Raw genomic sequence first — 12,632 nt, forward strand, 5'->3', positions numbered from 1 at the left:
TTGAAAGCATTAAAAAATAAATCAATAGGCAAAAGATCGACTGAATACGATCTAAGCTTTACACAATATAAGCTAAGAAAAACAGATTCAGAAAGTTGAGAGTCAGATCCCAACGATTATTAGAGTTATTTAGGGTTTATTAACAAGGAGGAGAAGATTTGGCTTACCTAAATGTTTATTAATGTAAATGAATCAAACCGCCAGTGCAGGCCTTTCTTATTCCGCTGACCGATAATCATCAGGTATTCTGTTTCTGGATTTTCAGAATAGTGAGTGTTCGATTCTCTAACGATCGATTTAAAATCTTCTAAATATTCATTGGTTATATCTTCCTTTGAAATTGACTCATTATAATCCTTATAACAAACCAGTACTTTTAGTCTGGCTTTGTAGTGAGTGAGTTTTGACATCTCCCGCCAGCAATCTTTGATATTGTTTTCATGTTCGAGTATAATTGAATCGCATGGAGGGAAAAACTCACCGGAAGAAACTAACGTAGAAATTTCACTAAGATTTTTCTTTGGAGCGAATACCATATCGATTTTATATTCCTCTGGTCTTTCTCTGAGTCCAAATTCTTTCTTAATTAGATTTATTATGTCACCCTCCTTAAGGAAGTAATCAGTCCATGATTTGTTATTAAGGTATTTGTCAAGAAAGTTCTTGTCACTATTAATTAAATGAGTGATGTTTTCTTTCCAGAATGTTTTAAAATTTTCAGCATTAACTTTTTCCATGCAGTGGATTTTATTTAGAGATTATATGAAAGGATTTTTTTCACTCAATTATTACATATTAATTTCAATATAAAAAATTTGTTTGCATCTGAGACTGACCTGGCTTATTTTCACTTCAATTAAAAGAGCTGGAAATACAATTGAAGACATGGAAGAAATATTAGAGGCGCTATTGAAATTCAGAAATGACCGCGACTGGGAACAATTTCACAATCCAAAAGACTTAGCATTAGCAATAAATGTTGAGGCGGGTGAATTACTTGAATTATTTTTATGGAAGAAGCCAGAAGAGGCTAATAAGGAGAAAGTGAAGGAGGAATTGGCAGATATTTTTGCTTATGCATTTTTGCTAGCTGAAAAGTATGATTTTGATATAAAGGATATTGTTTTAGAAAAGATAAAAAAGAACGGAGAAAAATATCCTGTAGCAAAGGCAAAAGGTACGGCTAAGAAGTATACCGATCTTTAATTTTGAATAAACATTATTATATAGAAAATCATCAATTTGATGATGAGATTGGAGATAGACTCTCGAAAAGTAAATTTTCCAGAGAGAACTGGCCAATCGTATACATTCTTAGTGACGATGAGGTGAAGGAGGCCTATATAGGCGAAACCACGGATGCAGTTTCACGGATGACTACACATAGGAAATCTGTTGAAAAGAGAAAGTTAACTGCTGTTCATATTATTGAAAGTGAAAGATTCAATAAATCTGCTACTCTTGATATTGAATCGAATCTGATTAAGTATATGGCGGGAGAAGGTACCTATCAACTATTAAATGGGAATCTGGGAATAGCTAATCATACGTATTTTCAAAAACAGGAATATTGGAAGCTTTTTAACGATATATGGGATGAGTTACATTCTATTGGTATAGTTAAATCAACAATAGAGGCCATCAATAATTCTGATCTGTTTAAATATTCGCCTTATAAAGCACTTTCAACAATACAGCAAAAAGGTGTAAGGTTGATTATAGATACTCTTCTGGCTGAAGACCAAAAGAGTATAGTTATTAAAGGTGGTGCTGGTACAGGAAAGACTGTAATTGCAGTATACTTATTTAAACTGCTGGTAAGTAATCTGGAAGACTTTAATTATCTGGATCTCGGAAAGGATGAGGATGGTGAGCTATTGGAAAAGGTAGTTAAGCTTAAAGAGAAGTTTAAAAATCCAAAATTGGCTCTGGTAGTTCCAATGACTTCCTTCCGGAATACTTTAAAGAAAGTATTTTCAAATGTGAAGGGATTAAGAGCAAGTATGGTGGTAGGACCATCAGAGATCACAAAACAAAAGTATGATCTTATAATGGTTGATGAAGCCCACCGATTGAGAAGAAGAAAAAACCTGACGAATTATAAATCATTTGATGACGGCAATAAATTGCTTGGCCTTGATAAAGAAACCGGGAATGAATTGGATTGGATGAGAATGCAGGCTAAACTTTCTGTATATTTTTATGATCCTTCTCAATCTATTAAACCAACGGATGTAACCAAGGATTCATTTGATGACATGATCAGGGAGGATAATGCCTCTGTGATTGAGTTAACATCCCAGTTCAGAGTAAAAGGTGGAAATGGATATGTAGATTTTGTTGATGCTTTATTGAATACAAATTTTCAGAAATTACGTCCTTTTCAACATGAGAACTATTCTGTGAAGTTATTTAATCATTTTGAAAACTTTGTAAATGAAATTCAGTCAAAGGAAGGCGAATACAAACTTTCAAGGATGATCGCAGGGTACTCATGGGAGTGGAAATCAAAAAATGATCCGAAGGCTTATGATATAGAAATAGAAAATGTAAAGCTGCGGTGGAATCGAACCAATGCAGACTGGATTAATGCATCTGATAGTGTGAAAGAAGTGGGTTGCATTCACACTACACAGGGATATGACTTGAATTACGCAGGAATCATTTTTGGTCATGAGATTGGATATGATTCTGAAAAAGATGAAATAATTATACGATCTGAGAATTACAAAGATAAGAATGGCCGGAACGGAATTAAAGAATCAAAGCAGCTTAAAGATTATATACTTAATATTTATAAAACTATCATGCTCCGGGGGATAAAGGGAACATACATTTATGCCTGTGATCCTGAACTTAGAAAGTATTTAAGTAATTATGTCCAATCAGCTAAATATAAAGAAGAGCATGTAGAAGAAGAAGTTGAAATTATTCCTTTTGTAAATAGTGTTCCACTATATGACTTGGAAGCAGCAGCTGGTGAATTTAGTGAAGGCCAGTTTGTAAAGGAACAGGAATTTATTCTTGTACCGGATAGTGTTCCAATTACAGAAGACCTGTTTGCCTGTAAAGTAGTGGGAGAATCGATGAATCGAATTATTCCAAATGGTTCAATTTGTTTATTTAGAAAATATTCTGGTGGAACTCGTAATGGCCGGATTGTCCTGGCACAATCGAGTGATCTTCATCATACTGAACTGGGGTCTGGCTATACTGTTAAAGAGTATTACAGTAAAAAGGTTATTAATGAAGAAGGTTGGGAACATGAAAAAATCATCCTTCGACCACTTTCAAATGATAAGAACTATAAGGATATAGAGTTAACAAGTGATGATCTACAGGATTTTAGGGTAGTGGGAATTTTTGAGAGGGTTTTAAAGCAGTAGTGTATGGCAGATGTCCATGATAAAGATACGAGAAGTTATAACATGAGTAAAATCAGGCATAAGAACACTAAGCCTGAATTAATTGTAAGGAAATTCTTGTTTTCTAATGGATACAGATATAGAATACATGATAAAAAACTTCCAGGAAAACCTGATATAGTACTTCCAAAATACAAGACAATAATAGATATTAGAGGATGTTATTTTCATCAGCATAAAAATTGCAAGTATGCAACTATTCCAAAAACTAGAACAGAATACTATCTAGAGAAATTTAAAAAAAATGTAGAAAGAGATAGTGAGAATGTTGAAATGTGGGAGAAGGAAGGCTGGGAGGTGATAATTGTTTGGGCTGATTGTCAGCTTGAGCCAAAAAAAAAGAATTCTATTGTTAGAGAAGAAACTCTTAATAAAATAAATAAAGCTTTAAAATGGCAATACCAGTAATTGATTTATTCGCTGGTCCAGGAGGATTAGGAGAGGGTTTTTCTTCATTATTAGATGATAATAATGAAAGAATTTTTGATATTAAATTGTCAATAGAGAAAGATGTGAATGCCCATGAGACATTAAGACTTAGGAGTTTTTTCAGAAAATTTAAACCAGATGAAGTTCCAGAGGCCTATTACAATATCGTTAGGGCAAAAAGCTGGAGGAAAAGAAAAGAATTAATAGAAAAGCTTAAAGATGATTTTCCTGTTGAATGGGATGAAGCAGATCAGGAAGCATGGTGTGTTGAATTGCCCTACCCGGAAGAATATTCTAGTGAGGGAGAAAGGAAGGGTGGATATAATAAAAAGGAAATAGAAGAGAGAAACAATCTTATTGATGATAGAATTTCTCAAGCTTTAAGTAATGAGAAGAATTTTTTATTGATTGGTGGGCCACCCTGTCAGGCATATTCTTTAGTTGGTCGATCAAGAAATAAAGGAATTTTCAATGAAGATCATAGAGTTCACTTATATAAGGAATATCTTAGAATAATAGCAAAACATCAGCCAGCTGCTTTTATAATGGAAAATGTAAAAGGGCTTTTATCATCTAGTGTAGATGGAGTAAAAATATTTGACCTGATTCATAAAGATCTTAATAATCCTACTTCTGTTTTTCCTGAATATTCATGTCCTAAGTATAGAATATTTTCATTAACAAAAAATCCAAAGTCAATTAAAAATGGAGAGCCGGAATACAGGAGCGGTAAAGATTACTTGATCAAGTCTGAAGATTATGGAATACCCCAAAAAAGACATAGGGTAATTTTATTTGGGATTAGGGAAGATTTTCAACATCCCGGTCAATTTTTAGAAAAAAAAGGAAAAGTGCCTTTAAAAGATGTAATAGGAGATATCCCTCCTGTAAGAAGTGGAATTAGTCGTCGATTTACTGGATATGATAATGAAAATAAATATGCCAATGGTAACCCAAAAAGAGTTTATCAGAAGTTAAATGATAGTGATGATTTATGGTCTAGTGTTATTAATAAGCAAATTAATAATCTGAAAAAATGGGGTGATCTTCCCTTAAACGGACTAAAAAGTGGTCCAACAGAATATACAAATGGAATTGGAAGTGAATTTATTAAGTGTAATAAGACTATTGATCCTAAACACCCATTAAAAAGCTGGTTTATTGATGATAAATTACAAGGTTTAGCTAATCATGAATCCAGATCTCATCTCACTCAAGATTTAATGAGGTATATGTTTGCTGGTTTGTATGTTGACAAATTTGGAACCTTTCCCAGGTTAAAAGATTATGCAAAACACAATTCTGATTTAATTCCAGATCATGCTAATGTAGATTCCGGGAAATTTACTGACAGATTCAGGGTGCAAATTGCAAATGAACCGGCTACTACTGTTACAAGTCATATATCAAAAGATGGCCATTATTTTATACATTATGACCCAAGTCAGTGCCGTAGTCTGACTGTACGTGAGGCTGCTAGAATACAAACATTTCCTGATAATTATTTATTCTGTGGTTCAAGAACAGCACAATTTCATCAGGTCGGTAATGCAGTCCCTCCGTATCTGGCATATCAGATTGCAAAAATAGTTTTGGATTTTTATAAAAAAAATGTAAGTTAGAAAGCCTTTCTTTATAAAGGATTTTTTATAAGAGCTATTTTTTAATATTTAAGTGTGTGATATTCAAGAATGAAATATATTTCTTGATTAGGGATATGGATAAAAAGTATAGAATAGGACATACCTATAAAGACATTCTTAGTGTTTCTCGTAAAAATGATGAATTTGTATCATGGTTCTCTCTTAATGGAAGTGGGATAGGTAATTCTGGAGGAATAAGAGCCGCAAAGTATTTAAATATCAAATCTCAAATACCTGCCTATATAGTATTAATAACAAGAAATACATCTCACCGTTGGTATAATCCTTGGGAGGATATCATTGATTATTCGACTGGTACTATTTTCTATTGGGGTGATGCTAAATTTGATAGTAAGAAGAATTATTCAGATTTCAGAGGTAATAAGCATCTGGTTAGGACATTCGAAAGGATATTAGAAAATAATATGCAGGATGTGCCGCCTATTCTACATTTTTCTAAAGTTGAAAAAGGTGTGGTTAAGTTTAATGGTCTCTGTGCATTAACAAAACTTGAATTGACTTGGTTTGAAGACAAAGGGAATCCAGTTAAAAATTATCGTAGTGAATTAGCAATTCTTGATGAAGAAAAGGTGGATGTTGCCTGGTTACATGATCGTGCCAAATGTACCGACCTCAATTACGTCAATTATAATGCTCCTAATGCATGGAAGGATTATATTAAAGGAAATATTAAGAAACTCAATATTTGGTCTAAGAGTATATTCAATAAAGAAGAACAATTACCACCATTCAATAGTAATGAGGCTGCCTTGCTAAAACAGCTTCATGAACTAACACCTATACAATTTGAAGCGGTTGTAGTTGAATTATTCAAGAACCTTCCACATGTAAACCATAAAATTGTTAGAACTCGACCAACAGCTGATGGTGGCTTTGATTTTTACGGTCAGTTTTCAATTCCATATCCAGTAAAATATGAAATTGAATTTTTAGGTGAGGCCAAAAAATACTTTCGAGATAGTCCAGTTAGACCTAATCATGTATCCCGTCTTGTTGCCCGATTAAGACGGGGCCAGTTTGGAATATTTGTCACAACCTCTTATTACACTCCTCAAACACAAAAGGAAGTTTTGGAAGACGGATATCCTGTCAAACTTTTTACTGGAAATGATTTAGTAAATATTTTAAAGGAATTAAGGTTAGATGAGAACGGAAAGATTAAAAATGTATGGCTTGAGACAGTTTTAAATAAAATAGAAATTATACAATGAAGGAAATAACTAGCATACCAAATGCATCCAGAACATTTAAAGCTCTGAGGAATTTAGGGTATGACCTTTATTCTTCAATAGCTGATGTGGTTGACAATGCAATTACGGAAACAGTAAAGGCAAAGCATATTGCCGTTTATTTTGACTTTGATCCAGACCGTAATATAGTATGCCGAATCCAGGATGATGGTTGTGGAATGAATGAAAATGAACTGGAAGAGGCTATGAGATTGGGAACTGATACTACTTATGAAGAAAATGATCTGGGGAAGTTTGGTATGGGTATGAAAACAGCCTCCCTTAGTCATTGTGATACATTGACTGTTATTTCCAAAAAGAAAGGGAGTAACATTTGTGGTTACAGATGGGATATAAATAATATACAGAAAAAAGGTAAATGGATTTTGCTGCAATTGACTAAAGATGAAATTGATTTAATTCTGGAACGTGAAAATCTGGATATTGCCAATCATGGTACAATTGTCTTTTGGGATAACTTATTTCTTATAAATGAAAACTATAAATCATACAGTAATGAAAAATTTGCGCAAAATTATTATTTCAGACTTCTTTCACGATTGAAACTTCATCTTGGAATGATCTATCATAGATTTCTTGATGGAACCTTGGGTAAAGAGGATTCTATTAATCTCACAGTGAATGATGAACCTTTGGAACCTTGGGATCCGTTTTGCAGAAGTGAACCGAATACGGAAATAGTTGAATTAAATAAAGATCTGGAAGAACTTATTATTCCCAAGTATTCTTTACCAGTACATATCAAAGGCTATGTTGTCCCCAATAAAGAGAGTTTTTCTTCTGAAGAGGCCTGGAAAAATGCAAAGGGGGTTCTATCGTGGAATGATTCCCAGGGTTATTACATTTATAGAGCAAACCGTATTATTAGATATGGAGGATGGCATGGTACAAAAGCTAAAGATGAACATGATAAACTTGCAAGGGTTAGCATTGATATTAATGCAAGCCTGGATGAACTATTTCAAATAACAGTCAATAAAACAAAAGTCCAGTTTCCCGAAATATTATACCATCATCTTAAAACAAAGGTAAATCCAAAAATTGTAAGAAAAGCGAAGGCAAAGTACAATAAATCGAATGATAAACTTCATGTGAATAATAACTTCAGAAAAAGTAAAGAAAAGATTGATGAAGTTTCAAAAGGGTTACTTGAAAAAAACAAAATAAAAACAAATGTTTCAGAAAATGGCCAGAGCAATTCGGTACAGGTGCAAAATCCATCTGGAACCTGGCTATCAAATAAGATTAATGACTTTCTTAAATACGGAAGTGAAAGAGACTATGAAATTGTATCAGATCACTTGGAAGATGGTAGTTTATGGAAAATTGTATGTAACAACGAAGATAAATTTAAGGTTATCGTGAATGCTTCACATCCTTTTTACTCAAGAATATATAAATCCTCAAAGAATAAATCAGCTACAGGGGCTATTGATGCTTTGATTTTTTCTCTGGCATTTGCTGAACTTTATAACAAGAACGATCAAAATGCTCACCTGTTCGATACGTTCAAAACTGTATGTTCCAGAGCACTTCAAAAATTAACAGAAGAAGAAATTATCTAAATGGAAGAAAGACATCGACAACAACTTATTCAGAATCTTATTGAGAGATTTGACTATCTGGGAGAAGAAATATTTGATCTTGATAGTGAATTAGGAGAGTTATCTAACCCAATTACAAGAGAATCTATTTCCTCGGAGGATATAGCAATCATAGAGCGGGCTTTCCTAGACAGAATTCAATACAGGCGTTCTCATAAGGGAGCTGTTTTAATACCAGTATCAGTTGTTGCTGATCCTAGGGAACATGAAGAATGGTATGAAGAATGGCTAAAAAATAATAATGATGAGTTAGGTAGTTATTATTGGAAGAGGCTTGAAAATTTCCTATCTCATGATCTTAGTGAAAAATATGGACCCAAATCTGCAGGTGTTATTGTAAATTCTATTGATAATGCTACCAAATCGATAATGAAAAAACTAGCCAACCCTTTACGTCCTGATTTCAATTATAAAGGGTTGGTAGTAGGTTATGTACAAAGTGGTAAAACTGCTAACTTCACTGCGTTAATTGCAAAAGCAGTAGATGCAGGTTATAAGTTTATTGTAGTACTGTCAGGAATTCATAGTGTACTACGAAGACAAACACAAATTAGGTTGGATAAGGAATTAACTGGAATGAATGACCTGCAACTGAATCAAGAATTCATAGATGAACCTTCTGATATAAAAAGATGGAATAGAATTACTACTGCAAGGCTTAGAAAAAGGCACTCCCGCAGTGGACAAATACGTGTTAAAGATTTAGGGGAATTTGATACTGTAAATGCTGATCCTTTTGATTCCCTTTGCAATAGGAGTTCTCCAACTATTGCAATTATTAAAAAGAATGTAAAAGTATTGGATAGATTGATTGACTACATTAGTCAGTCCGGAGAATCAAGTCGATCAAATATGCCTTTATTAGTAATTGATGATGAGGCAGATCAGGCATCTATAGATGGAAATGCAAATGATCCGGATTCTGATAGAACTTCTACAAACGATAGAATAATTAAACTCTTATCGTATTTTCAAAGAAAAGCTTATGTAGGATATACTGCTACTCCCTTTGCAAACGTATTAATTGATATGGCCACTGAAGATGATGAGGGCGAGTATGGACTATATCCCAGAAACTTTATTATAGCATTACCTGATCCTAATGAAGGAAAAAATGGTTCTGGTGGATATTTTGGTACATCAAGAATTTTTCAGGGGAATCTGTCGAGGGAATTTGTTAGAACAATACCAGATGAAACAGATCAATTACTGAGTACAGGTAGAATAACTGATCAGTTATCAAATGCAATAGATCAGTTTATTCTTGCATGCTCTATCAGAAATATAAGGGGTGATAAATTTAGTCCTATGAGTATGTTGGTCCATGTTTCCCACATAACTAATATTCATGAAAATCTAAATTCAATTGTTTCAGATTATGTAAGTGTTACCTTTGGAAGGTATAAAAGCAAAAAATTCAATGGTAAATTAAAGGGGCAATTTCTTCAGCAGTGGAATCATTTTAATAAAGAATGCATCTCAATAAATGAAAAACTAAATCTAAAAAATAAAATTCCTGATTTTGAGACAATTTGGTTAGAAATAGGTGCCGTTTTGGCTAAGCTTCAGGTTATAGTATTAAATAGTAAATCTAATGATGTTCTAGATTATACAACAGAAGAGGAAATAAAAGTAATAGCAATTGGAGGGAACCAACTTTCCCGTGGATTAACTTTAGAGGGCTTAATGATAAGCTATTATTTAAGAGAAAGTCGTCAATACGATACCCTTTTGCAAATGGGGAGGTGGTTTGGTTATCGTAATAGGTATGAAGACTTAACTAGAATTTTTACTACAAAAATAATTTGGGATTACTTCTCTCATATATCTCAAGTTGAAGAAGAATTAAGGAGAGACATTCGAAGATATGAAAACTCTGATAACACTCCTGCTGATCTCGCTCTTACTATTTTAACGCATGAAAGATTATTAGTAACTGCCAATAATAAACTAGGAGCTGCAGAAATCCAACAAACTTCATACAGTAATTCACTACATCAGACATTTAAGTTTCCAATAGATATAAAAGAAAAGGTACGAGCAAACTTGAACCTTGGGAAATCATTCGTAAAATTGATTAATCATAGAACTACGTTTTATGAATCGTGGATAAATGGAGTGATGGTAAGTGAAGAAGCATTTTCGACAGAATATATTTTTACTGAATTTATCGACAAATATAACTTTGAGGAAAGATACAATGGATCAGGTATCGATGTTCAAAATTTGAAAAAATATTCATATAGAAGAAGTAGCGACGGGGAACTCAAAAAATGGAAAGTTGCATTGGCGGGAAATATTTCTGGTAGTAAACAGGAGCTAGGGGGTGTAGAAATTGGGAAAATAAAAAGAAGTAGAATTTTAGCTAATGAAGGTTATGATTGTGGTGTTATTACTGATAAAAAACACTTACTAGCAGACTTAAATGATGGTGCCATAAATCGATCAGATGGGAGAGGGCCTGATCAAGCAATGCTAATTCTATATGTAATAGATTCGAACAGTGAGGGAAATGGGAAAAATCGAGTTGATCTTTATTATGATTTAAAGGGTGAAAAAATTGATGTTTTGGGTTTTGCAATTGTTCTTCCGAAAAGTTTAAAAGAACCATATAATAGGATTGGGCAATAATGAATTATAAAAAATTAGTAACTAATACTTGGGGTCAACTAGAAACTAGAGGTAACATTTTCGAAGGCTATAAAAGTTTATGGCTGTCCTTGAATGATAAAGAGGAGTCAGACCTTCACATTTTTAAAGATGAGTCAGGACATTATCATCTTGCAATTAAAGCACCGGGATTAAGTAAAGAAACTATCGAAGATCCTAGGGTTAATGGCCTACAAATATCTTTATCAAAATATAGTTTTGGAGATGGGAATGTTTACCAATTTATTGATATAAAATGTAGCATTCAAGGCTTTCTTCATGAATTCACGGAAGTTGTAAGAGAAGTTGCTCATGAAATATTATTAGAGGGGAAATTGCCTGAGAAAGCAGTTAAAAAAGTAATTGATAATTGGATATCTTTTTGGGCTAATCAATGTAAAAATATACTTTCTGAAGATGAACAGATAGGGTTGATTTGTGAACTATTATTTCTTAAAAAATTATGTGAATTAAATTTTCAGAAATCTTTAAATACATGGAAAGGTCCTCTTGGTGATAAACATGATTTTAATTTTACAGACTGGAATATTGAAGTAAAGGGAAGCAGAAAGAAAGGAAGAGTTCACACGATTAATGGTATAGAGCAACTTCAGCCAAACGGAAATAAGAATTTGGGGTTTGTATCATTTTCAATCTCAATTGATAAAAATAAAAGTGAAAATTCAATTAATTTATTAAAGATTATTGAAGAATTAAAAAATAAATATTTTGATTTAAATCCTGATTTGGTTGTGCAATTTAATGATTTATTATCTTCTTATGGCTATAGCCCTGTCTATCAAAATGAATATAGTAAGTTAAACTTTGAGGTTAATTCATCACACTTTTATATAGTGGATGATGAATTTCCCAAGCTTACCCTAAACATGATAAATCAAAATTTAGATACTCGAGTAAGTAAAATAACCTATGACATTTCTCTAGAAGGATTAATAGGCCAAGATTTAGATAATATTAATATAGGCGATTTTTTTTATTAATTCATTTATCTTTAAATCAGAAGTAAAGAGATGTTTTTAAGCTTTTTAATGGAAAATACTACAATAGAGTTAATCAAGTTTAGTTTAAATAGCCCATGGCGTAATAATATTCCATATTCCGATACGGAATATTTTCAACCTATTTCATATCCAAAATATCACTTGGTACCTCTTTTTTGGTTTCTTTTTCTGGAAATAGCCAGGTGCGGATCCAGCAGCCCAGGCAGTTGAAAATCCATACACTTACTATTGAGAAATTTGAAACGGCTAGGGTGAGCTGATTAAGCCGGTACATTAAAACAGTGATGACAATAAATGTAAATGTTATCGATGTATATATCCAATTGTATACCTTCCCAACCTTTGAATCTGTCACAATCACAAGTATCGATTGGATGAAAAAACCAAGACCCGCAGCCAAAATTACACTGATCAATAAAATCAGATAATGAAAAGATTGATCTGACGATCCTATTGTCAGGAGATCAAACATCACACTGGCAGCGCTGGTGCTAAAAAGGCAGGATACAAATGCTACTATTACTGCAATTACGTTTTTTAAGGTTTTCATTATTATGGGATTTCTAATTCTGAGCTGACTTCTTGATCT

General features: G+C 33.0%; 10 protein-coding genes. 8 read left to right on the forward strand and 2 right to left on the reverse strand.

Features of this window, described 5'->3' with window-relative positions:
• Positions 1–167 precede the first annotated feature (167 nt).
• A complete protein-coding gene (locus OO013_RS07260; RefSeq protein WP_266056056.1) occupies positions 168–737 on the reverse strand; it encodes a hypothetical protein in 570 nt (189 codons plus the stop codon).
• 82 nt (positions 738–819) lie between these two features.
• Between OO013_RS07260 and OO013_RS07265 the strand changes: the two genes are divergently transcribed.
• The 8 genes from OO013_RS07265 to OO013_RS07300 all read left to right on the forward strand — a co-directional run bounded on the left by OO013_RS07265 (position 820) and on the right by OO013_RS07300 (position 12,022).
• Complete coding sequence (locus OO013_RS07265; protein WP_266056057.1) at positions 820–1,206, forward strand: nucleotide pyrophosphohydrolase; 387 nt, start codon at positions 820–822, stop codon at positions 1,204–1,206.
• A 2-nt stretch (positions 1,207–1,208) separates the two neighbouring features.
• Positions 1,209–3,386 carry a DNA/RNA helicase domain-containing protein gene (locus OO013_RS07270; RefSeq protein WP_266056058.1) on the forward strand — a complete coding sequence of 726 codons (2,178 nt, stop codon included), beginning with the start codon at positions 1,209–1,211 and terminating at the stop codon, positions 3,384–3,386.
• Between the two features lie 3 nt (positions 3,387–3,389).
• Complete coding sequence (locus OO013_RS07275; protein ID WP_266056059.1) at positions 3,390–3,833, forward strand: very short patch repair endonuclease; 444 nt, start codon at positions 3,390–3,392, stop codon at positions 3,831–3,833.
• Positions 3,818–5,476, forward strand: a complete 1,659-nt coding sequence (locus OO013_RS07280) for a DNA cytosine methyltransferase (RefSeq protein WP_266056061.1) — start codon at positions 3,818–3,820, stop codon at positions 5,474–5,476. Before OO013_RS07275 ends, OO013_RS07280 begins: the two co-directional genes overlap by 16 nt.
• 95 nt (positions 5,477–5,571) lie before the next feature.
• Complete coding sequence (locus OO013_RS07285; protein WP_266056062.1) at positions 5,572–6,729, forward strand: restriction endonuclease; 1,158 nt, start codon at positions 5,572–5,574, stop codon at positions 6,727–6,729.
• Positions 6,726–8,333, forward strand: coding sequence for an ATP-binding protein (locus tag OO013_RS07290; RefSeq protein ID WP_266056063.1), 1,608 nt, complete (start codon positions 6,726–6,728; stop codon positions 8,331–8,333). The genes OO013_RS07285 and OO013_RS07290 overlap by 4 nt, the downstream gene beginning before the upstream one ends.
• Entirely contained in the window at positions 8,334–11,003 is a 2,670-nt protein-coding gene (locus tag OO013_RS07295; protein WP_266056064.1) for a Z1 domain-containing protein, read from the forward strand.
• Positions 11,003–12,022 (forward strand): PD-(D/E)XK motif protein, encoded by a 1,020-nt coding sequence (locus OO013_RS07300; protein WP_266056065.1) that lies wholly within the window; start codon positions 11,003–11,005, stop codon positions 12,020–12,022. Before OO013_RS07295 ends, OO013_RS07300 begins: the two co-directional genes overlap by 1 nt.
• A gap of 139 nt (positions 12,023–12,161) precedes the next feature.
• Here the strand turns inward: OO013_RS07300 and OO013_RS07305 are convergent, their stop codons facing one another.
• Positions 12,162–12,593 carry a hypothetical protein gene (locus OO013_RS07305; RefSeq protein ID WP_266056066.1) on the reverse strand — a complete coding sequence of 144 codons (432 nt, stop codon included), beginning with the start codon at positions 12,591–12,593 and terminating at the stop codon, positions 12,162–12,164.
• Positions 12,594–12,632 lie beyond the last annotated feature (39 nt).

Origin of the sequence: Mangrovivirga halotolerans, from assembly GCF_026241165.1 — a bacterium.
Lineage (GTDB): Bacteria > Bacteroidota > Bacteroidia > Cytophagales > Cyclobacteriaceae > Mangrovivirga > Mangrovivirga halotolerans.

Coding starts and splice junctions, on each gene's coding strand:
- OO013_RS07260 (WP_266056056.1), bottom strand. CDS start 737: ATGGAAAAAGTTAATGCTGAAAATTTTAAAACATTCTGGAAAGAAAAC.
- OO013_RS07275 (WP_266056059.1), top strand. CDS start 3,390: ATGGCAGATGTCCATGATAAAGATACGAGAAGTTATAACATGAGTAAA.
- OO013_RS07280 (WP_266056061.1), top strand. CDS start 3,818: ATGGCAATACCAGTAATTGATTTATTCGCTGGTCCAGGAGGATTAGGA.
- OO013_RS07285 (WP_266056062.1), top strand. CDS start 5,572: ATGGATAAAAAGTATAGAATAGGACATACCTATAAAGACATTCTTAGT.
- OO013_RS07290 (WP_266056063.1), top strand. CDS start 6,726: ATGAAGGAAATAACTAGCATACCAAATGCATCCAGAACATTTAAAGCT.
- OO013_RS07295 (WP_266056064.1), top strand. CDS start 8,334: ATGGAAGAAAGACATCGACAACAACTTATTCAGAATCTTATTGAGAGA.
- OO013_RS07300 (WP_266056065.1), top strand. CDS start 11,003: ATGAATTATAAAAAATTAGTAACTAATACTTGGGGTCAACTAGAAACT.
- OO013_RS07305 (WP_266056066.1), bottom strand. CDS start 12,593: ATGAAAACCTTAAAAAACGTAATTGCAGTAATAGTAGCATTTGTATCC.